Origin of the sequence: Streptomyces luteireticuli (genome assembly GCF_041519305.1) — a bacterium.
Taxonomy (GTDB): Bacteria; Actinomycetota; Actinomycetes; order Streptomycetales; family Streptomycetaceae; genus Streptomyces; species Streptomyces luteireticuli.
In genome coordinates, this window is sequence record NZ_CP167927.1 from 5,944,751 (window position 1) to 5,966,699 (window position 21,949).

A 21,949-nucleotide genomic window follows, 5' to 3' on the forward strand; every position below is an offset into this window, starting at 1 on the left:
GTCGTCTCGCGGCGCCGCGTCACCCCCGCTCGTTCCCCCGTCGTTCATCCGCGTTCTCCCCCCGTCCCACATCGCAACATGTGCCCTGCACGTTCCGGGGCGAAACCATGCCGTCGGCCGTGTCCGGCGACGGCGCGCCGGAAGGTCCCACGGGCCGGGGACGAGGCACCGCCGGACGGTAGAGTCCTTCCGCGTGCACCTCAAGAGCCTGACCCTGCGCGGGTTCAAATCTTTCGCCTCCGCCACGACCCTGCGCTTCGAGCCCGGCATCACCTGTGTCGTGGGCCCCAACGGCTCGGGCAAGTCCAATGTCGTGGACGCCCTCTCCTGGGTCATGGGCGAGCAGGGCGCCAAGTCGCTGCGCGGCGGCAAGATGGAGGACGTCATCTTCGCCGGGACGACCGGCCGGCCGCCGCTGGGCCGCGCCGAGGTCTCCCTCACCATCGACAACTCCGACGGTGCGCTGCCCATCGAGTACGCCGAGGTCACCATCACGCGGACCATGTTCCGCAACGGCGGCAGCGAGTACCAGATCAACGGGGACACCTGCCGCCTCCTGGACATCCAGGAGCTCCTCTCCGACTCCGGCATCGGCCGGGAGATGCACGTCATCGTCGGCCAGGGCCAGCTCGACTCCGTCCTGCACGCCGACCCGGCCGGCCGCCGGGCCTTCATCGAGGAGGCCGCCGGCGTCCTCAAGCACCGCAAGCGCAAGGAGAAGGCGCTCCGCAAGCTCGACGCGATGCGCGCCAACCTCGCCCGCGTCCAGGACCTCAGCGATGAGCTGCGCCGCCAGCTCAAGCCGCTGGGCCGGCAGGCCGCGGTGGCCCGCCGGGCCGCCGTCATCCAGGCCGACCTGCGCGATGCCCGCCTCCGCCTGCTCGCCGACGACCTGGTCACCCTGCGCGAGGCCCTGCGCGCCGAGATCGCCGACGAGGCCGCGCTCAAGAACCGCAGGGACACCGCCGAGGCCGAGCTGAGCGCCGCGGCCCGGCGGGAGGCGGCCCTGGAACAGCAGGTCGAGGAGCTCGCGCCGCGGCTGGCAGCCGCCCGGCAGACCTGGCACGAGCTGTCCCGGCTCGCCGAGCGGGTGCGCGGCACCATCGGCCTCGCGGACGCCCGGGTCACCAGCGCCACCACCGCCCCCGACGAGGAGCGGCGCGGCCGCGACCCCGAGGACCTCGAACGCGAGGCGCAGCGGATCCGCGAGCAGGAGGCCGAGCTGGAGGCCGCCCTGGAGGCCGCCGGGCGGGCCCTGGAGGACACCTCGGCCCACCGTGGCGAGCTCGAACGCCGGCTGGCCGACGAGGAGCGCCGGCTGCGCGACGCCGCCCGTGCCCTCGCCGACCGGCGCGAACAGCTCGCCCGGCTCCAGGGCCGGGTCGCCGCCGCCCGCAGCCGGGCGGCCTCCGCCGAGGCGGAGACCGGCCGGCTGGCCACCGCCCGGGACGAGGCCCGTGAACGCGCGGCGGACGCGCAGGCCGCGTACGAGCTCCAGCGGGCCGAGGCGGACGGCGCCGAGGAGGGCGACGCCGAGCTGGCCGGCCGTCTGGAGCGGGCCGGGGCGGAGCTGGCCGCCGCCGACGCCGCGCTCACGGCCGCCCGCGAGGCCGCCACCGCCGCCGACCGCCGCCGGGCCGCGGTGACGGCCCGTCACGATGCCCTGGCCCTCGGGCTGCGCCGCAAGGACGGCACGGGCGCCCTGCTGTCGGCGAAGGAACGATTGGGCGGCCTCCTGGGCCCCGCCGCCGAGCTCCTCACCGTCGCCCCCGGACATGAACTCCCCGTAGCGACCGCCCTCGGCGCGGCCGCCGACGGCGTCGCCGTCACGGGACCCGCGGCCGCCGCCGAGGCGCTGCGCCTGCTCAAGAAGGAGGACGCGGGCCGCGCCGTCCTCCTGCTCGGCGGCGCGCCCGAGCCGGACCCCGCCGGCCGGCCGGACGGCCTCCGGTACGCCGACGGTCTCGTCGCCGGTCCAGCGGAACTGCTGCCCGCCGTGCGGCGGTTGCTGCGCGACGTCGTGGTCGCGGACACCCTGGAGGAGGCCGAGGAGACCGTCGCCGCCCACCCGGGGCTGACCGTCGTCACCGCCGAGGGCGACCTGCTCGCGGCCCACCTCGCCCAGGGCGGTTCCGGCGGTGCCCCCAGCCTGCTGGAGGTGCAGGCGGCCGTGGACGAGGCCGCGGCCGAATTGGCCGAACTGGACCGCCGCTGCGTCGAGTTGACCGCGGGTCAGCAGGTGGCGGCCGAGGAGCGGGCGCGGTGCGCCGCGCTCGTCGAGGAGCTGTCCGCCCTGCGCGGCAGCGCCGACCGGGAGAGGTCGCGGCTCGCGCAGGACCTCGGCCGGCTCGCGGGCCAGGCGCGCGCCGCGGCCGGTGAGGCCGAGCGGGCGGCGGCCGCCGCGGCCCGGGCCGAGGAGGAGCTGGTCCGGGCCGGCGAGGAGGCCGAGGAGCTGGCCGCCCGGCTGGCCGCCGCCGAGGAGCTCGGCGAGGAGGACGCCCTGGCCGAGCCCGACACCTCCGTCCGCGACCGGCTCGCCGCCGACGGAGCCAACGCCCGCCAGACCGAGATGGAGGCGCGCCTGGCGCTGCGGACGCACGAGGAGCGCGTCAAGGCGCTCGCCGGGCGGGCGGATTCCCTGGACCGCGCGGCGCGTGCCGAACGGGAGGCGCGGGCGCGCGCCGAGCGGCGGCGCGCCCGGCTGCGTCACGAGGCGCAGGTCGCCGCCGCCGTCGCGGCCGCGGCCCGGCAGCTGCTGGCGCACGTCGAGCTGTCGCTGGTCCGCGCCGACGAGGAGCGGCAGGCCGTCGAGGCCGCACGGACCGAGCGGGAGGCCGAGCTGGCCACCGGGCGCAACCGGGCCCGCGAGCTGAAGACCGAGCTCGACAAGCTCACGGACTCGGTGCACCGGGGCGAGGTGCTGGGGGCCGAGAAGCGGCTGCGCATCGAGCAGTTGGAGGCGCGGGCGCTGGAGGAGTTCGGGATCGAACCCGGCGCGCTGGCCGCCGAGTACGGTCCGGACCAGCCCGTCCCGCCCTCGCCGCCCGCGGAGGGGGAGGAGCCGGGCGGGCTCGCCCCGGTGCCGTACGTCCGGGCCGAGCAGGAGAAGCGGCTGCGCGCCGCGGAGCGCGCCTATCAGCAGCTGGGCAAGGTCAACCCGCTGGCGCTGGAGGAGTTCGCGGCGCTGGAGGAGCGGCACAAGTTCCTCTCCGAGCAGCTGGAGGACCTGAAGAAGACGCGCGCCGACCTGCTTCACGTCGTGAAGGACGTGGACCGGCGGGTCGAGGAGGTCTTCACGGCGGCGTACCGGGACACGGCCCGGGAGTTCGAGGGCGTCTTCTCCCGGCTGTTCCCGGGCGGTGAAGGGCGGTTGGTCCTCACCGACCCCGACGACATGCTGGCCACCGGGGTGGACGTGGAGGCCCGGCCGCCGGGCAAGAAGGTCAAGCGGCTCTCCCTGCTGTCCGGCGGCGAGCGCTCGCTGACCGCCGTCGCCCTGCTGGTGGCCATCTTCAAGGCGCGGCCGAGCCCGTTCTATGTGATGGACGAGGTGGAGGCGGCGCTGGACGACACCAATCTCCAGCGGCTGATCCGGATCATGCGGGAGCTCCAGGAGAGTTCGCAGCTGATCGTCATCACCCACCAGAAGCGGACGATGGAGGTCGCCGACGCGCTCTACGGCGTGTCCATGCAGGGCGACGGCGTCTCGAAGGTGATCAGCCAGCGGCTCCGGTGACCGGTGGGGCGGGCGGGCATCCAAGATCGACTTTAAGTATTGAAGCCAATGTGCCCCAATCGTGGGGGTTGGTTCTTCGTCACAAAGTATTGACTTCGCTAAATGAAGACATAGGGTCTGCTGCATCGCTTATGCCTTCAACTGGTGGGCACTTGGATCTTGTGCCCCACTGGAAAGGCCACCCCCACCTTCCCGGCAACGTCGCCGGGCAGCCCAGGAGTACACGTTGACCAGCACTGCGATGGCGCAGGGGGCCGAGGGCCGCAAGGCCCAGCCGGACCACCTCGGCCACGTCATCTTCATCACCGCGGCCGCGGCCATGGGTGGCTTCCTCTTCGGCTACGACAGCTCCGTGATCAACGGCGCGGTCGAGGGCATCCGCCACAAGTACGACATCGGCTCCGCCGCCCTCGCCCAGGTCATCGCCATCGCGCTGATCGGCTGTGCCCTCGGCGCGGCCACCGCGGGCCGCCTCGCCGACCGGATCGGCCGCATCCGCGTGATGCAGATCTCGGCCACCCTGTTCACCATCAGCGCCATCGGCTCCGCCCTGCCGTTCGCCCTGTGGGACCTCGCCTTCTGGCGCGTCCTCGGCGGCATCGCCATCGGCATGGCCTCCGTCATCGGCCCGGCCTACATCGCCGAGGTCTCCCCGCCCGCCTACCGCGGCCGCCTGGGCTCCTTCCAGCAGGCCGCGATCGTCGTCGGCATCGCGATCTCGCAGCTGGTCAACTGGGGCATCCTCAACATGGCCGACGGCGACCAGCGCGGCAAGATCATGGGCATCGAGGCCTGGCAGCTGATGCTCGGCGTCATGGTCGTCCCGGCGGTCCTCTACGGCCTGCTCTCCTTCGTCATACCCGAGTCCCCGCGCTTCCTGATCTCCGTCGGCCGCACCGAGAAGGCCAAGGCCGTCCTGGCGGACGTCGAGGGCAAGGGCATCGACCTCGACGCGCGCGTCGCCGAGATCGAGCACGCGATGCACAGCGAGCAGAAGTCCACGTTCAAGGACCTCATCGGCGGCAAGGCGGGCCTGCTGCCCATCGTCTGGGTCGGCATCGGCCTCTCCGTCTTCCAGCAGCTGGTCGGCATCAACGTCGCCTTCTACTACTCGGCGACCCTGTGGCAGTCCGTGGGCATCGACCCGAGCGACTCGTTCCTCTACTCGTTCACGACGTCGATCATCAACATCGTCGGCACCGTGATCGCGATGATCTTCGTGGACCGGATCGGCCGCAAGCCGCTGGCCCTCGTCGGCTCCGCGGGCATGGCCATCTCCCTCGCCCTGGAGGCCTGGGCCTTCTCCGCGCAGGCCGCGGACGGCTCCCTGCCCACCGCCCAGGGCACGGTGGCCCTGATCGCCGCCCACGCGTTCGTGCTCTTCTTCGCCCTCTCGTGGGGTGTCGTCGTCTGGGTCTTCCTCGGCGAGATGTTCCCCAACCGGATCCGCGCGGCGGCGCTGGGCGTCGCGGCGTCGGCGCAGTGGATCGCCAACTGGGCGATCACGGCGAGCTTCCCGAGCCTGTCCGAGTGGAACCTGTCGGGCACATACATCATCTACACGGTCTTCGCCGTGCTCTCGATCCCCTTCGTGCTCAAGTACGTCAAGGAGACCAAGGGCAAGGCGTTGGAGGAGATGGGCTGACAACCCCCCCCGCCGCCCGTCTCCTCGAAGAGGCCGCCCCGCTTGTGCCGGGGCGGCCTCTTCGCTCGTCCGGCGGGCGGCGGGCCCGGGCCGCTCCTACGATGAGGTGTGCTCTCCCTCGTCGTGGCACCCCGGCGGCGCGCCCCGGTGATCGAACGGAACGCGGACGTGCCGCACGACGCCGCCAGCACCATGAAGATGGCCGTGCTCGCGGCGCTGCACCGCAGCGGTACGGACCTGGACCGGCGCGTCCCTGTCGTCGACCGGTTCGTCTCCGTGGCCGGCGGCTCCTACGCCAACGACCGCGCCCAGGACAGCGATCCGCTGCCCTGGGAGCTGCTGGGCGGCACCGCGACCCTGCGCTGGCTCGCCGGGCGGATGGTCACGCACTCCTCGAACCTGGCCACCAATCTCTGTCTGGCCGAGGCGGGGCACGAGGCCGTCGCCGAGGTGTGGCGGCGGGCCGGCGCGACCGGCAGCGGCAGCCCGCGCGGCATCGAGGACTATCCGGGCCGCGCCGCGGGCGTCCACAACCGGGTCACCGCCCGGGACCTGGTCCGGCTGCTGGAGTCGCTGGAACCCGCGGTCCTCGCCCTGCTGGAGGGCAACGTCCACCGCGTGGACCTGGCCGCGGGCCTGCCGCCGGGCACCCGGCTGGCGGGCAAGAACGGCTGGTTCCCCGGCCTGCGGCACAGCGCCGCGGTGGTCCGCCCCCCGGACGCGGAACCGTACACGATCGCCGTCTGCTACAGCGGGCCGCTCGCCTCGGGGGACGCGGTGCACGACCCCGCCGCCCGGCTGCTGGCACGGATCTCGGCCGGGGTCTGGCACCGCCGTCACGCGCTCGCGACCTGACCGGCGGCGGTCATCAGGGCCTCGATCCCCGGCCGGTTGAGCAGGTTGACGCGGATGTACCCGGGATGTCCGTCGAGTTCGAAGAACTTCCCGTCCAGCGCCAGGAACCAGCGGGAGGGCACCCGGGGCCGGGCGAAGAGGAAGAAGCCGGCCTCGACGGGCAGCTGCGCGGCGAGCGCGCCACTGGCGGTCAGCGTGCGGTGGTTGTCGCGGATGTGCTGCACCAGCGCGGCGTTGCCCTCGCCCAGCATCAGATCGGCCGCGCGACGGGCGAAGAGACGGTCGGAAACCGCCACGTCCCCATGCAGATTGAGGTGCAGCTCGGCCAACTCCTCGCGCAGATGCAGGGGGACGAGCAGATGCGCGCAGCGGTAGCCGTGGATCGACAGGTACTTGGTGGGGCACACCATGCGCAGGGTCAGCTCGGCCGGCAGGTGCGCCGTCTCCTCGCGGCGCCCCCCGTCCCAGCGCATGTACTGGAACGTCCCGTCGACGAACACCAGGGATCCGGTGGCCCGTTGCCAGTCCGCGATCCGCCGCACCACACCGGCGGGGACGCGCCGGCCCGCGTACCAGACCGGGTCGGTGAGTACGAGGACGGTCCGTTCCGCGGGCAGGCGCAGGTCGAACTCCGGCTGGTGGGCGTGGCCGCGGGCGACCGGGACGGGCTCGATGCCCATGCGCCTGAAGAGGAAGGCGAGTTTGTAGTAGACCGGCGCCACGTAGTGCACCCGTCTGCGCCCGGTCAGCAGCAGCCAGGTGGCGAAGGTGCCGAGGAGGGCGCTGGACCCGCCGCCGGGCAGCACCCGGCCGGGCGTGCAGCCGGCCCCGTCGTACCGCCGGTGCATCTCCGCGATCCGCTCGCGCAGCACGGCATCCTCGTCCAGGGCGGAGTAGCGGGTGACGTCCGCCAGCCGGCAGGGCGCGGCGTCGGCGAGCTCGCCGAGGTACTTCTCGACGAACGGGTGCCCGCCGTTGTAGTCGGAGACGAAGACCCGGGCCCCCGGCTGCCGCCGCTCGGCCTCGATCCGTTCGTGCCACTCCAGCATGCAGAACAACGACGGCGTCACGGGCATCCCCGCATTCACAGGCGGCTCCGGTCGCCTCCCAGTGTCACGGCTCGCGGGGGCCCCAACAACCCCGCGGCGGAACGACGGACGCCCTCCGCACCGGGATCCGGTACGGAGGGCGTCCGTGCGACGCGGGTGTCCGCTACGCGGCGACCTTCTCGCGCTCGGCGGCGTCGGGGGCCTCCGACGGCTCCGGAGCGTTCTCGCGCGGCGTCGGCAGGACGGCCATCACGGCGGCCGAGATGACGATCGTCGCGGCCCAGCCCAGGCCGTACTTGCCGATGAACGTGGTCGCCAGCGGGCCGGAGAACCAGGCGCAGTCGGTGAAGGCCAGACCCGCGAGCAGGGCCACGGCCCAGGCGGTCATGGCCTGCCAGCAGAAGCCGCCCGCGTACCAGTAGCGGCTGGTGCGGCCGGTGTCCATCAGGGCCTCCGCGTCGTAGCGCACGGCGCGGGACTTGCGGCGGGCCATGTCCACCGCGTAGACGCCGATCCAGGCGGAGAAGGAGACCGCCAGCAGGATCAGGAAGGTGATGAAGGAGCTGAGGAAGCTCTTCGCCACCAGCATCAGCATCAGACCGCCGACCAGCGAGATCATCGCGTTGATGCTGACCGCCGCGGCGCGCGGCAGCTTGACGCCCATGGTCTGGGCGGTGAAGCCGGCCGAGTACATCGAGAGGCTGTTGATCAGCAGCATGCCCACGATGGCGGTGATCAGGTACGGCACGGCCAGCCAGGTCGGCAGCAGGTCGCCGAGGAAGGAGACCGGGTCCTGCGCCTTGGCGAGGTCCGGGGTGGAGACGGCCATGACCGCGCCCATGAGGACCATCGGGACCATGACGATGCCCGCGCCCGAGACCGTCACGCCGACGATCTTCTTGCCGGAGGCGGCGTGCGGCAGGTAGCGCGCGAAGTCCGGACCGGTGGGCACCCAGCTGATGCCGCCCGCGGCGATGGTGCCGATGCCGGCGATCATCATGGCCGTGGAGCCCGCGGGCTTGGAGAAGACGTCGTTCCAGTCCATGTGGACGATCAGGTAGCCGAGCACCAGGACGCTGAAGACGCCGAAGAGGTACGTGGACCACTTGTTGCAGACGTTCAGCGCCTTGCGGCCCATGCCGCTCACCAGGAACGTGCAGGCGACGAAGGCGAACAGCGTCACGACGATGAGCACCGTGTTGCTGTGGACGCCGAGGACCAGGTCGAGCACGGTCAGGACGGCGTAGGCGCCGGTGACCGCGTTGATGGTCTCCCAGCCGAAGCGGGCGACCCACAGGATCGCGCCCGGGAAGAGGTTGCCGCGGACGCCGAAGGTCGCGCGGGAGAGCATCGCGCCCGGGGCGCCGCCCCACTTGCCGGAGACCGACAGGACGCCGACCAGACCGAAGGACACCGCCGCCGCGCACAGCGCGACGATCAGGACCTGCCAGAAGTTCAGCGAGTTGAAGACGATCAGCGCCGCGCCCATGGTGAGCAGCAGCACGCTGATGTTGGCGGCGACCCAGGTCGGGAAGAGCTCCCGGACCCGGCCGTGCCGTTCGTGGTCCGGTACGGGTTCGATGCCGCGGGTCTCGATGGCGCTCGCGGCGGCATCGACGCTGGACACGTTGGCGCCTTCGGCAGCGTTGTCCATGGTGGGGGCCATATCGGGGGCTCCGAGCGGGGTGTTGCAGGGCGGGGCCTGGACAGAATGGGACGTTGGGACTCTACGCGCGTGGCGTGAACCTCGGCCATCGTACTTTGATCTAACTTTGGCCGGTTAGTGCCATTAGTCCTTGTGGCAACGCACAAATACGGCCCTCCTCGGGTGCACCCCGGCGCACCGCCGCCCGCGGCCGCCGAGGTGTCCGATACTGGGTGCGTTATGGAAATCGTCATCCTTGCCGTAGTCATCGCTGTGGTCGCGCTCGGCGCGATCAGCGGGCTCGTGGTGAGCAGCCGCAAGAAGAAGCAGCTGCCCCCGGCGCCGCCGAGCAGCCCGTCCGTCACCGCGCCGCCCGCCGAGCCCCACGTCGGCGAGGAGGCCGAGGCCCCGAGCGAAGAGAAGCGCCGCACCGTCGAGGAGGTGGAGCTGCCGCCGGCCGAGGAGCCGGCGGTGGAGGAGCCCGTCGTCGAGCCGGCCGCCCCCGAGGCCCCGGCCGCGCCCGAGATCGAGGTGCCCGAGCCCACCGAGGGCCGGCTGGTCCGGCTCCGGGCCCGGCTGTCGCGTTCGCAGAACTCGCTGGGCAAGGGGCTGCTGACCCTGCTCTCCCGCGAGCACCTCGACGAGGACACCTGGGAGGAGATCGAGGACACCCTGCTGACCGCCGACGTCGGCGTCGCGCCCACGCAGGAGCTGGTCGAGCGGCTGCGCGAGCGCGTGAAGGTGCTCGGCACCCGGACCCCCGAGGAGCTGCGCGGCCTGCTGCGCGAGGAACTGCTTGCGCTGATCGGCACCGACACCGACCGCAGCGTGCACACCGAGCCCGGGGTCGGCCCCGACGGCGAGGAGAAGCCCGGTGTCGTGATGGTCGTCGGCGTCAACGGCACCGGCAAGACCACCACCACCGGCAAGCTCGCCCGCGTCCTGGTCGCCGACGGCAAGTCCGTCGTCCTCGGCGCGGCGGACACCTTCCGCGCCGCGGCCGCCGACCAGCTGCAGACCTGGGGCGAGCGGGTCGGCGCCCGCACGGTGCGCGGCCCCGAGGGCGGCGACCCGGCCTCGATCGCCTTCGACGCGGTCAAGGAGGGCATCGCCGAGAGCGCGGACGTCGTCCTCATCGACACCGCCGGCCGGCTGCACACCAAGACCGGGCTCATGGACGAGCTGGGCAAGGTCAAGCGCGTCGTGGAGAAGCACGGCTCGGTGGACGAGGTGCTGCTGGTGCTGGACGCCACCACCGGGCAGAACGGCCTGGTGCAGGCCCGGGTCTTCGCCGAGGTCGTCAACATCACCGGTGTCGTCCTCACCAAGCTCGACGGCACCGCCAAGGGCGGCATCATCGTGGCCGTCCAGCGCGAACTGGGCGTGCCCGTGAAGCTGGTGGGCCTGGGCGAGGGGGCGGACGACCTCGCGCCCTTCGAGCCGGAGGCGTTCGTCGACGCGCTGATCGGGGACTGAGCGCACGCTCCCGAACCGGTAACGGGTCCTGTCGCAGGTGGGGTTGCGGCAGGGCCCGTTCGTGTGGGCGGGGGTGCGTGGGGGACGTACGGGTCAGACGGTGCCCGAGCGGTGGCAGACGTAGGCGAGGGTGCCGAGCAACAGCCGGGCCTCCGGCGGCCGGTAGGCCGTGTCGAGGGCCGGGGCGCGCAGCCAGCGCACCGGGCCGAGGCCGGCGAAGTCCGAGGGCGGCGCGGTGACGTGGTCGCCGAGGCCCAGGCCGTGCAGATCGAGCCGGGCGTCGTCCCAGCCCATCCGGTAGAGCAGCCGGGGGAGTTCGGCGGCGGCTCCGGGGGCGACGAAGAACTGCGCGCGGCCGTGCGGGGTGAGGGCCACCGGGCCGAGCGGCAGGCCCATCCGCTCCAGCCGGGCCAGCGCGTGCCGCCCGGCCGCCTCGGCGACCTCCAGCACGTCGAACGACCGCCCCACGGGCAGCAGTACGGCCGCGCCCGGCACCCGGGACCAGGCCGCCGTGGCCTCGTCCAGCGTGGCGCCCGCCGGGACCGGGGGGACGAGGGGGAGCGGATGGGCGCCGGGGGCGGGACAGTCGACGGCGCCGCACGAGCAGGTGATCTGCTGGCCGCCGCGCACCGCGTGGGCACCGGGCGTCACGTCCCAGCCCCACAACCCGGTGTACTCCGCGACGGTCGTCACGGATCCGGACGCGCGGCCCCGGCGCCGAGAGCCCGAACGCAGATCCCGGATGCCGCCGATTGTGAAGCCCATGCCCCCTCCAACGGGTCCTGTTCGCGGTTGGTTACGGGTCGGAGTTTCCCGGACACTTACGGTCGTGGACGACCTGCTTCGCGACGGCGTGACGGTGTGCGGCAGGTGGTGCGACCTGCTGCGCGCGCCATGGCGCGCAACTGTCCGCCTCTTCTTCACGGCCTTGTCCGCCGGTATTCGCTGTGCGCGTCAAGTCAATCGTGCCGAGTGGGCCGGGAGTTCATTCCTTGGGGTGGCGAATGGTGGCGATTACTGGACGGAGCTCGCTTCGACCGTGATCGTAGGATTACTTTCGGTGTGTGAACCGCGAGTGGCGGCCCCCACTGCTCCGTGGGGGAGGAGCCGCGCCGCGGCCAGGTGACCGGCGCGGGGCGCCGGCGGTTCGTACATCAGGTGGCTCCGCGCACGGGAAGCGCGGGAGCAAACGGTCGGGATGGGGGCGTTCCAGTGGACGGCAGCGTCGGCGGCACGGGCGGTGCCGGGGGTTCGGCCGGGGCCGGGCGGCCCGGCGGCGACAAACCGGAGAAGCGTCCCAACGAGCAGCTCAACTCCTGGTTCCTGCGCAGCGGGTGGTCCAAGGGGGAGCTGGCGCGCCAGGTGAACCGCCGCGCCCGGCAGCTGGGCGCCCACCACATCAGCACGGACACCTCCCGGGTGCGCCGCTGGCTCGACGGCGAGCAGCCCCGCGAGCCCATCCCCAAGATCCTCTCCGAGCTCTTCTCCGAACGGTTCGGCTGCGTCGTCGGCGTGGAGGACGTCGGCCTGCGCCCGGCCCACCAGTCGCCGTCCGTCTCGGGCGTCGACCTGCCCTGGGCCGCCCCCCAGACCGTCGAGCTGATCAGCGAGTTCTCCCGCAGCGATCTGATGCTGGCCCGCCGGGGCTTTCTCGGCACCTCGCTCGCGCTCTCCGCCGGCCCCGCCCTCATCGAGCCCCTGCAGCGCTGGCTGGTGCCCACCCCGTCCGTCCCGGGCGAGCCGGCCGCCGAGGCCGTCTCCCGGCGTGCCCGGCTGTCCAAGCCCGAGCTCGACCTCCTGGAGTCCACCACCCGGATGTTCCGCGCCTGGGACGCCCAGTGCGGCGGCGGGCTGCGCCGCAAGGCCGTCGTCGGCCAGCTCCACGAGGTCACCGACCTGCTCCAGGAGCCCCAGCCCGACGAGACGTCCAAGCGGCTGTTCAAGGTCGCGGCCGAACTGGCCGAGCTGGCGGGCTGGATGAGCTACGACATCGGCCTGCACCCCACCGCCCAGAAGTACTTCGTGCTGGCGCTGCACGCGGCCAAGGAGGCGGGCGACCGCCCCCTCGGCTCGTACATCCTCTCCAGCATGAGCCGCCAGATGATCCATCTCGGCCGCCCCGAGGACGCGTTGGAGCTGATCCACCTCGGGCAGTACGGATCGCGGGAGACGGCCACGTCCCGCACCCAGGCCATGTTGTATGCGATGGAAGGCCGCGCGTACGCGAGCATGGGCCAGCCCGCCAAGTGCAAACGGGCCGTGGGCATGGCCGAGGACTGCTTCTCCGACTGCACCGCCCGCGATGCCGATCCCGACTGGATCAGCTTCTTCTCCGAGGCCGAGCTCAACGCGGAGAACGCCCACTCCTTCCGCGACCTCGCCTATGTCGCGGGCCGCAGCCCCACGTACGCCTCGCTCGCCCGCCCCAAGATGGAGCGGGCGGTCACCCTCTTCGAGGAGGACGGCGAGCACCAGCGCTCGTACGCCCTCAACCTCATCGGCCTGGCCACCGTGGACCTGATGGAGCGCGAGCCGGAGGAGTCCACGGCGCACCTGGGCAAGGCGCTCCGCATCGCCAAGCAGGTCCGCTCCGAGCGGGTCAACAACCGCCTCCGGAAGACCGCCGGCACCGCCCGGCGCGACTTCGGCGGCGTCACCGAGGTGCGCGACCTGACCGAGCAGCTCTCCCTCCAGCTGCCGGAATCCGAGGCGGCCCACGCGGTGTGACCTGCCGGGCCCCTCCCGGCCCCTCGACCCCGGTCGCGGCGACCCTCCCGTACAGCCCGACTCGGCTCCCCCACGCCGGTCACGCCGGGCGGTCGCCGCGGCCGGACCCGCGCTCCCGGAACCCGTGTCCCCGGGGGCGGCAGGGACGGAGGGCGTGCGGCGTTCACCGTGCCGTAACACACGGACCGCCTTCGTCACCGGCCCGAAACAGCCGTCTGTCCTGGCCGAAACGGCACTGCGTCAGCCTCGTGGCCACACCGGCCCGCCATGGACCCCTCGCGCACGGGGGCACGGGCCCCACCCGCGAGGAGACATGGTCGTGAATGCAGCGGACACCGCGTTCGTCCTGATCAGCGCCGCGCTGGTGATGCTGATGACCCCGGGCCTGGCCTTCTTCTACGGCGGCATGGTCCGGGTGAAGAGCGCTCTGAACATGCTGATGATGTCCTTCGTCTCGCTCGGCATCGTCACCGTGCTCTGGGTCCTCTTCGGCTACTCGCTGGCCTTCGGGGACGACATCGGCGCCGGTCTCCTGGGCAACCTGGACCACATCGGGCTCAAGGGCATCCGGCCCGACACCCTCACCGGCGGCAAGGAGGGCATCCCGGTCTTCGCGTTCGCCCTCTTCCAGATGATGTTCGCGGTGATCACCCCCGCCCTGATGAGCGGCGCCCTCGCGGACCGGGTGAAGTTCAGTGCCTGGTGCCTGTTCATCACCCTCTGGGTCACCGTCGTCTACTTCCCGGTCGCCCACTGGGTCTGGCAGCCCGGCGGCTGGCTCTTCAAACTCAAGGTGATCGACTTCGCCGGCGGCACGGCCGTCCACATCAACGCCGGCGTCGGGGCGCTCGCCGCCCTCCTCGTCGTCGGCAAGCGCATCGGCTTCCGCAAGGACCCCATGCGCCCCCACAGCCTCCCGCTGGTGATGCTCGGCGCCGGACTCCTCTGGTTCGGCTGGTTCGGCTTCAACGCCGGCTCCGCGCTCGCCGCCAACGGCACCGCGGCGAACATGGCCCTCAACACCCAGGTCGCCACCGGCGCCGCCATGCTCGGCTGGCTCGCCTACGAGCGCGTACGGCACGGCGCGTTCACCACCCTCGGCGCCGCCTCCGGAGCCGTCGCCGGCCTCGTCGCCATCACCCCCTCCGGCGCCGCCGTGAACGCCTTCGGCGCCCTCCTCATCGGCGTCGTCGCCGGAGCCGTCTGCTCCTGGGCCGTCGGCCTCAAGTTCCGGCTCGGCTACGACGATTCCCTCGACGTGATCGGCGTCCACCTCGTCGGCGGCCTCCTCGGCACCCTCCTCGTCGGGCTCCTCGCGGTGGACGGCGTCGGCGGCGCCGTCCAGCTCGGCCGCCAGGCCGCCGGCGCCTTCGCCGTCCTCGCCTACTCCTTCACCGTCTCCTGGCTGCTCGCCAAGCTCGTGGACAAGGTCATCGGCTTCCGCGCCGCCGAGGACGACGAGGTCGCCGGCCTCGACCGGGCCTTCCACGCCGAGACGGCCTACGACCACAGCGCCGTCGGCGGCACCGCGACGCGCGACACCTCCCCGACCTCGCAAGAAGCACCCCAGCACCACAAGAAGGTGGACGCATGAAGCTCGTCACCGCCGTCGTCAAGCCGCACCGCGTGGACGACATCAAGGATGCCCTCCAGCGGTTCGGCATCCAGGGCCTGACCATCACCGAGGTCCAGGGACACGGGCGGCAGCGCGGCCACACCGAGGTCTACCGCGGGGCCGAGTACCGCATCGACACCCTCCCCAAAACCCGCATAGAGGTCCTCGTCGAGGACCAGGACGCCCCCGACGTCGTCGACGTCATCGTCACCACCGCCCGCACCGGAAAGATCGGCGACGGCAAGGTCTGGGTCGTCCCCGTCGAGACGGTCGTCCGCGTCCGCACCGGCGAGCGCGGCTCCGACGCTCTGTGAACCACCCGAGGAGGGAGCCGAGTTGACGCACACCGGCCTGCGGGCCACCGACACCCCGACGGACCCCGGAAGCTATGCCGCGGCCCGGCTCCGCCTCCTCACCGGGGAGCCCGGGGAGCCCGGGAAACCCGGGGAGGCGCCCGCCGGGCCCGCGCTGCGCACCGCGCTCGCCCGCCTCACCGACGGGTGGCTCGGCGCCCTCCTCGGCCGCGCCCACGACGTCGCCCTGGTCGCCGTCGGCGGCTACGGCCGGGGCGAGCTCTCCCCCCGAAGCGACCTCGACCTCCTCCTGCTGCACCACCCCGGCGCCGACCCCGCCCGGGTCGCCGCCGTCGCCGACCGCGTCTGGTACCCCGTCTGGGACATGGGCCTCGCCCTCGACCACGCGGTCCGCACCCCCGCCGGGGCCCGTGCCACGGCCGCCGACGACCTCAAGGTCCACCTCGGCCTCCTCGACGCCCGCCACCTCGCCGGCGACCCCGCCCTCACCACCGCCCTGCGCACCGCCGCCTACGCCGACTGGCGCGCCCAGGCCCCCCGCCGGCTGCCCGAACTGCGCGAGCTGTGCGAGGAACGGGCCGCCCGCCAGGGCGAGTTGCGCTTCCTCCTCGAACCCGACCTCAAGGAGGCCCGCGGCGGCCTGCGGGACGTCACCGCGCTGCGCGCCGTCGCCGCCTCCTGGCTCGCCGACGCCCCCCGCCAGGGCCTGGAGGAGGCCCGCACCCTGCTCCTCGACACCCGCGACGCCCTCCACCGGACCACCGGCCGGGCCACCGACCGCCTGACCCTGCAGGAGCAGGACCAGGTCGCCGCCGCCCTCGGCCTCCCCGGCGCCGACGCCCTGCTGAGCCGCGTCTACCGGGCCGCCGCCACCGTCTCCTACGCGGGCGACGTCACCTGGCGCGAGGTCGGCCGGGTGCTGCGCGCCCGCTCCGGACGGCCCCGGGTGCGCAGGGTCCTCGGCGGGCTCGGGGGGCGCGGCGGGTTCGTCGAGCCCGAGCGCCTGCCGCTCGCCGAGGGCGTCGTCGAGCAGGACGGCGAGGCGGTCCTCGCCCGGACCGCGCGGCCCGACCGCGACCCCGTCCTGCCCCTGCGCGCCGCGGCCGCGGCCGCGCGGGCCGGGCTGCCGCTGGCCCCCCACACCGTGCGGCGGCTCGCGGCCGCCGGGCCGCTGCCCGTGCCGTGGCCCGCCGAGGCGCGCGAGCGGCTCGTCACCCTGCTCGGCGCCGGCGAGCACACCGTCGCTGCCTGGGAGGCGCTGGAGTCGGAGGGCGTCGTCTCCCGGCTCCTGCCCGAGTGGGAGCGGGTCCGCCACCGTCCGCAGCGCAACGCCGTCCACCGCTGGACCGTCGACCGGCACCTCGTCGAGACCTGCGTCCGGGCCGCGGCCCTCGCGCGCCGCGTCGCCCGGCCGGATCTGCTGCTCGTCGCGGCGCTGCTGCACGACATCGGCAAGGGGAGCGACGGCGATCACTCGGTCGAGGGCGAGGCCGTCGCCCGGGACGTGGCCCTGCGGATCGGCTTCGCCGCCGAGGACGCGTCCGTCGTCGCCACCCTCGTCCGCCACCATCTGCTCCTCGTCGAGACCGCGACCAGGCGCGACCTCGACGACCCGGCGACGGTCCGCGCGGTCACCGACGCGGTCGCGGACACCGGGACGCTGGAGCTGCTCCACGCCCTCACCGAGGCCGACGCGCTGGCCACCGGGCCGGCGGCGTGGAGCGTCTGGCGGGCGTCGCTCGTGGACGGCCTCGTCCGGCGGGCCGGGGCGGTGCTCGCGGGCGAGCCGGTCGTGGAGCGGGCGGACGCGGCGCCGCCGATGGACGGCCGGCTGCGGCCGGCGGCGGCGGAGGCGCGGGCGTCCGGCGGGCCGGTGGTGAGGCTGTCCGCCCACGAGGACGGTGCCGAGCTGCTGCTCGCCGTGCCGGACCAGCCGGGCGTGCTCCCGGCCGCGGCCGGGGTTCTCGCGCTGCACCGGCTGACGGTGCGCGCGGCCGACGTACGGGCCGTGGACGGCGTTCTGCTGCTGCGGTGGCGGGTCGCGACGGAGTACGGCGAGCTGCCGGAGGCTTCCCGGCTGCGGAGCGATCTGGTCCGGGCGCTGGACGGCTCGCTGGACGTCGAGGCCCGGCTGGCGGAGCGCGAGGCCGCGTACGCGGGCCGCCGCCGGGGTGCCGTGCCCCCGCCCTCGGTGACCGTCGCGGAGGGCGGCTCGCGGTCGGCGACGGTGCTGGAGGTCCGGGCGGAGGACGCCCCCGGTCTGCTGTACCGGATCGGGCGGGCGTTGGAGGGGGCGGGGGTGTGGGTGCGGGGTGCGTATGTGTCGACGTTGGGTGGGAGTGTGGTGGATGCGTTCTATGTGACGGGGGCGGGTGGGGACCCGCTCGGGGAGCGGGAGGCGGTCGCTGTGGCGGGGGCGGTGGAGCGGGTGCTGGGGTGAGGGGGGTGTGCCCCGGTCCCGCCCTTTCACCGTTTCTTCCGGGGCTACGCCCCGGGCCCCGTATCGCGGCTTCGCCGCTTGTCCTCAAGTGCCGGACGGGCTGAATCAGCCCGTCCGGCACTTGAGGACACTGCCCGAAGGGCAGTTGGGGTCCGGGGTCTCCCCGGGGAAACGGTGAAAGGGCGGGACCGGGGCTCCCTCCATCCCGGGTGCGGATACCCTGGAGGGCGATTCCCACCCGCCCCCGACCCCGAGGACCGACGAGCGCCGTGTTCGATACCCTCTCCGACCGCCTGAGTGCGACGTTCAAATCCCTGCGCGGCAAGGGGCGGCTGTCCGAGGCGGACATCGACGCCACCGCCCGCGAGATCCGCATCGCCCTGCTCGAGGCCGATGTCGCCCTGCCGGTGGTCCGGGCCTTCATCAAGCAGGTGAAGGAGCGGGCGGGCGGCGAAGAGGTCTCCAAGGCCCTCAACCCGGCCCAGCAGGTCGTCAAGATCGTCAACGACGAGCTCGTCGGCATCCTCGGCGGCGAGACCCGCCGCCTCCGCTTCGCCAAGACCGCCCCCACCGTCATCATGCTCGCCGGTCTCCAGGGCGCCGGTAAGACCACCCTCGCCGGAAAGCTCGGTCTCTGGCTGAAGAAGCAGGGGCACAGCCCGCTGCTCGTCGCCTGTGACCTCCAGCGCCCCAACGCCGTCAACCAGCTGAGCGTCGTCGCCGAGCGCGCCGGCGTCGCGGTCTACGCGCCGCAGCCGGGCAACGGCGTGGGCGACCCGGTCCAGGTCGCCAAGGACTCGATCGAGTACGCCAAGTCCAAGGTCCACGACATCGTGATCGTGGACACCGCCGGCCGTCTCGGCATCGACACCGAGATGATGCAGCAGGCCGCGGACATCAAGGCCGTCGTCACCCCGGACGAGACGCTGTTCGTCGTCGACGCCATGATCGGTCAGGACGCGGTCAACACCGCCGAGGCCTTCCGCGACGGCGTGGGCTTCGACGGCGTCGTGCTCTCCAAGCTCGACGGCGACGCCCGCGGTGGTGCCGCGCTCTCCATCGCGCACGTCACCGGCAAGCAGATCATGTTCGCCTCCAACGGCGAGAAGCTGGACGACTTCGACGCGTTCCACCCGGACCGCATGGCGTCCCGCATCCTCGACATGGGCGACATGCTCACCCTGATCGAGAAGGCCGAGCAGACCTTCAGCCAGGCCGAGGCCGAGAAGATGGCGGCCAAGCTGGCGAAGGGCCCCAAGGAGTTCACGCTCGACGACTTCCTGGCGCAGATGGAGCAGGTCCGGAAGATGGGCAGCATCTCCAAGCTGCTCGGGATGCTGCCGGGCATGGGCCAGATCAAGGACCAGATCAACAACCTCGACGAGCGCGACGTCGACCGCACCGCCGCGATCATCAAGTCGATGACCCCGGCCGAGCGCCAGGACCCGACGATCATCAACGGCTCGCGCCGGGCCCGTATCGCCAAGGGTTCGGGCGTGGACGTCAGCGCCGTCAAGCAGTTGGTGGAGCGGTTCTTCGACGCGCGCAAGATGATGTCGCGCATGGCCCAGGGCGGCGGCATGCCGGGAATGCCGGGCCTGCCCGGCATGGGCGGCGGCGCGGGCAAGAAGAAGAAGCAGCAGAAGCAGGCCAAGGGCAAGCGCCAGAGCGGCAACCCGATGAAGCGCAAGGCCGAGGAGGCGGCGGCCGCCGCCCGCCGGGAAGAGGCCGCGGCCAACCCGCTGGGCCTGCCCTCTGGCGATGACGCCAAGAAGTTCGAACTCCCCGACGAATTCAAGAAGTTCATGGGCTGAGGTTCATGGAAAGAAAGCCCCCGGCCCGCCGCCGGGGGCTTTTCGCTGCCCGGCGCTACATCACGCGGGCGATGAGATAGCGGAACACATTCGGCATCCACACCGTTCCGTCCCCCCGCAGATAGGGGTGGACGGCCTCGGTGAGTTCCTTGGACACCTGCTCCTGGTCGGTGGTGCGCGCCGCCGCGTCGAACGCCCCCGTGGACAGCAGGCCGCGGACCGCGCTGGCCAGGTCGGCGTAGCCGTACGGGCAGGCCACCCGCCCCGAGCCGTCCGGCCTGAGGCCCGCCAGCCGGGCCAGGTCCTCCAGGTCGTCCCGGCCGTTGGGGCGCCAGTGCGCCGCGGTGGACATGGGGTCGGCGAGCCGGGCCGCGACCCGCAGGGCGCCCGAGGCGGCGCAGCGCTCGGGAGGGCCCCAGCCGGCCAGGACGACGGGCGCGCCGCGCCGGGCCCGGGCAGCGGCCCGGGCGAGGGCGGCCGCCATGTCGTGCGCGGTGCCGTCCGCGCAGTAGAGCGGGTCGAAGGCGGTGACCAGGGTGAACGGCGGATCGCCGGGGCCGGTGACGTCCTCGGGGGCGGTGCCGAGGCGGGCCGTCGCGGCGGCCGGGTGCGCCGCCAGCCGCTCGCGGGCGAGGTCGAGCCGGCGCTCGTCGGTGTCGATGCCGCAGACGCGGGCGCCGCGGGCGGCCGCCATCAGCAGGGCGAGGCCCGAGCCGCAGCCCAGGCTCAGCAGCCGGGTGGCCGTGCCGACTTCCAGTCGCTCGTGGACCGCTTCGTAGAGCGGAACGAGCATGCGTTCCTGGATTTCCGCCCAGTCGCGGGCCCGCGACCGGGGCGGCGACGGGGACGGCCGTTGCCGTCGCACGAGCGTAGGTGTCATCGCATGCGCCCCAATCCGCCGAAATTCGGTGTCCTGGCCGAAGTGCCGCCCCCCACGTGCTGTCGTGCGCGCTGCCGAACATCCCCCGGAGCCAGGGAACCCCGCATCCGCCCGCGAGTCCAGGGGCCAGGCGCGGATACGTTCCCGTCCGCCCGCGATGGCATGTGCCGCCGCACACCGCATGAGAGGAATACCCAGCCGCAAACCCTGAACGGGCCGGGAACGCGGGGTTGCGCGCAGGACGATTCACACTCGGCAGTGCGGGGCCCGTACCATTCGCACCATGGCAAAGGCTCCCATTCTCACTCCGCAGGCGGAAGACTTCCCGCGCTGGTACCAGGACCTGATCAACAAGGCCGAACTGGCTGACAACGGCCCGGTGCGCGGCACCATGGTCATCCGCCCGTACGGCTACGGGCTGTGGGAGCGCATGCAGCAGGAGATGGACGCCCGGATCAAGGACTCGGGCGCCTCCAACGCGTACTTCCCGATGTTCATCCCGCAGTCGTACCTGACGCGGGAGGCCGAGCACGTCGAGGGTTTCGCCCCGGAGCTCGCGGTCGTCACCCACGGCGGCGGCAAGGAGCTGGACGAGCCGGTCGTCGTGCGGCCGACCTCCGAGACCATCATCAACGAGTACTTCTCCAAGTGGGTGCAGAGCTACCGCGACCTGCCCCTGCTGATCAACCAGTGGGCCAACGTGGTGCGTTGGGAGATGCGTCCGCGCGTCTTCCTGCGGACCACCGAGTTCCTCTGGCAGGAGGGCCACACGGCGCACGCCACCTACGAGGACGCGCGCGACTACGCGGCGCGCATCCACCGCGACGTGTACTACGACTTCATGGTCAACGTGCTCGGCATCGACGTGGTGCTCGGCCGCAAGACGCCCAAGGAGCGCTTCGCGGGCGCGATCAACACCCTCACCCTCGAAGGGATGATGGGCGACGGCAAGGCGCTGCAGCTGGGCACCAGCCACGAGCTGGGCCAGAACTTCGCCAAGGCGTTCAACACCTCGTACCTGTCGAAGGACGGGCAGCAGGAGCTGGTCTGGCAGACCTCCTGGGGCGTCTCGACCCGCATGGTCGGCGGTCTGATCATGTCGCACGGCGACGACAGCGGTCTGCGCGTCCCGCCGCGCCTCGCGCCGGTCCAGGCCGTCGTCCTGGCGATCAAGGGCGACGAGGCCGTGCTCGCCAAGGTCCGCGAGATCGGTGACGTCCTCAAGGCCGCGGGCATCCGCGTCCAGGTCGACGACCGCACCGACACCCCGTTCGGCCGCCGCGCGGTGGACTGGGAGCTCAAGGGCGTCCCGGTGCGCATCGAGATCGGCCCGCGCGACCTGGAGAACGGCACCGCGATGCTGGCCCGCCGCATCCCCGGTGGAAAGGAGCCGGTGCGCATCGACGAGCTGGCCGCGCTGCTGCCCAAGGTCCTGGAGGAGGACCAGGCGCTGCTGCTGCGCCAGTCCCGCGAGCGCCGCGAGTCCCGCACCTCGGACGTGTCGACGCTGGAGCAGGCCGCCGAGGCCGCGCTCGCCGGCGGCTGGGCGCGTATCCCGTGGGCGACGCTGGGCGCCGAGGGCGAGGCGAAGCTGGCCGAGCAGGCGGTGACGGTGCGCTGCCTGGTCTCCGAGGACGGCGGCGTGCCGGACGCGGACGACGAGCCGGGCGCGATCGCGATCGTCGGCCGCGCGTACTGAGCCGGGGCGGGCCCGGGGGCGTCCCGGGCCCGTTGCTGACCCATGGGTCAGGTT

General features: G+C 73.0%; 14 protein-coding genes. 10 read left to right on the forward strand and 4 right to left on the reverse strand.

Annotated elements, in window-relative coordinates; genetic code table 11:
* The first annotated feature begins 193 nt into the window (after positions 1–193).
* The 3 genes from smc to AB8735_RS26875 all read left to right on the forward strand — a co-directional run bounded on the left by smc (position 194) and on the right by AB8735_RS26875 (position 6,236).
* Positions 194–3,736: a chromosome segregation protein SMC gene (gene smc / locus AB8735_RS26865; protein ID WP_372409916.1), complete on the forward strand. Its 3,543-nt coding sequence runs from the start codon at positions 194–196 to the stop codon at positions 3,734–3,736.
* A 226-nt stretch (positions 3,737–3,962) separates the two neighbouring features.
* Positions 3,963–5,381: a sugar porter family MFS transporter gene (locus AB8735_RS26870; protein ID WP_372409918.1), complete on the forward strand. Its 1,419-nt coding sequence runs from the start codon at positions 3,963–3,965 to the stop codon at positions 5,379–5,381.
* Positions 5,382–5,489: 108 nt separating this feature from the next.
* Positions 5,490–6,236 (forward strand): serine hydrolase, encoded by a 747-nt coding sequence (locus AB8735_RS26875; protein ID WP_372409920.1) that lies wholly within the window; start codon positions 5,490–5,492, stop codon positions 6,234–6,236.
* Here AB8735_RS26875 and AB8735_RS26880 read toward each other — a convergent pair.
* Together AB8735_RS26880 and AB8735_RS26885 are read right to left on the reverse strand one after the other, a co-directional pair.
* Positions 6,218–7,312, reverse strand: a complete 1,095-nt coding sequence (locus AB8735_RS26880) for an aminotransferase class I/II-fold pyridoxal phosphate-dependent enzyme (protein ID WP_372409922.1) — start codon at positions 7,310–7,312, stop codon at positions 6,218–6,220. The genes AB8735_RS26875 and AB8735_RS26880 overlap by 19 nt on opposite strands.
* Positions 7,313–7,448: 136 nt before the next feature.
* On the reverse strand, positions 7,449–8,939 hold the full coding sequence (locus AB8735_RS26885) for a cytosine permease (RefSeq protein WP_372409924.1): 1,491 nt from the start codon (positions 8,937–8,939) through the stop codon (positions 7,449–7,451).
* A 231-nt stretch (positions 8,940–9,170) separates the two neighbouring features.
* On the opposite strand from AB8735_RS26885, the gene ftsY reads away from it, so the two are divergent.
* Positions 9,171–10,406: a signal recognition particle-docking protein FtsY gene (gene ftsY, locus AB8735_RS26890; protein WP_372409926.1), complete on the forward strand. Its 1,236-nt coding sequence runs from the start codon at positions 9,171–9,173 to the stop codon at positions 10,404–10,406.
* A 93-nt stretch (positions 10,407–10,499) separates the two neighbouring features.
* Here ftsY and AB8735_RS26895 read toward each other — a convergent pair whose 3' ends face one another.
* Positions 10,500–11,171 carry a bifunctional DNA primase/polymerase gene (locus tag AB8735_RS26895; RefSeq protein ID WP_344030782.1) on the reverse strand — a complete coding sequence of 224 codons (672 nt, stop codon included), beginning with the start codon at positions 11,169–11,171 and terminating at the stop codon, positions 10,500–10,502.
* A gap of 447 nt (positions 11,172–11,618) precedes the next feature.
* Between AB8735_RS26895 and AB8735_RS26900 the strand changes: the two genes are divergently transcribed.
* From AB8735_RS26900 to ffh, 5 genes are all read left to right on the forward strand, one after another.
* Complete coding sequence (locus tag AB8735_RS26900; protein ID WP_344030780.1) at positions 11,619–13,133, forward strand: hypothetical protein; 1,515 nt, start codon at positions 11,619–11,621, stop codon at positions 13,131–13,133.
* A 319-nt stretch (positions 13,134–13,452) separates the two neighbouring features.
* Positions 13,453–14,727 (forward strand): ammonium transporter, encoded by a 1,275-nt coding sequence (locus AB8735_RS26905; RefSeq protein WP_344030779.1) that lies wholly within the window; start codon positions 13,453–13,455, stop codon positions 14,725–14,727.
* Positions 14,724–15,062, forward strand: a complete 339-nt coding sequence (locus AB8735_RS26910; protein WP_344030777.1) for a P-II family nitrogen regulator — start codon at positions 14,724–14,726, stop codon at positions 15,060–15,062. The genes AB8735_RS26905 and AB8735_RS26910 overlap by 4 nt, the downstream gene beginning before the upstream one ends.
* 22 nt (positions 15,063–15,084) lie before the next feature.
* Positions 15,085–17,502, forward strand: coding sequence for a [protein-PII] uridylyltransferase (locus tag AB8735_RS26915; protein ID WP_372409929.1), 2,418 nt, complete (start codon positions 15,085–15,087; stop codon positions 17,500–17,502).
* A 269-nt stretch (positions 17,503–17,771) separates the two neighbouring features.
* On the forward strand, positions 17,772–19,316 hold the full coding sequence (gene ffh / locus AB8735_RS26920) for a signal recognition particle protein (protein WP_344030773.1): 1,545 nt from the start codon (positions 17,772–17,774) through the stop codon (positions 19,314–19,316).
* Positions 19,317–19,371: 55 nt separating this feature from the next.
* On the opposite strand, the gene AB8735_RS26925 is transcribed toward ffh, so the two are convergent.
* Positions 19,372–20,196: a class I SAM-dependent methyltransferase gene (locus tag AB8735_RS26925; protein WP_372409931.1), complete on the reverse strand. Its 825-nt coding sequence runs from the start codon at positions 20,194–20,196 to the stop codon at positions 19,372–19,374.
* A 283-nt stretch (positions 20,197–20,479) separates the two neighbouring features.
* Here AB8735_RS26925 and proS point away from each other — a divergent pair, with 283 nt between their 5' ends.
* Positions 20,480–21,895: a proline--tRNA ligase gene (gene proS / locus AB8735_RS26930; RefSeq protein WP_344030769.1), complete on the forward strand. Its 1,416-nt coding sequence runs from the start codon at positions 20,480–20,482 to the stop codon at positions 21,893–21,895.
* The last annotated feature ends 54 nt before the right edge of the window (positions 21,896–21,949 follow it).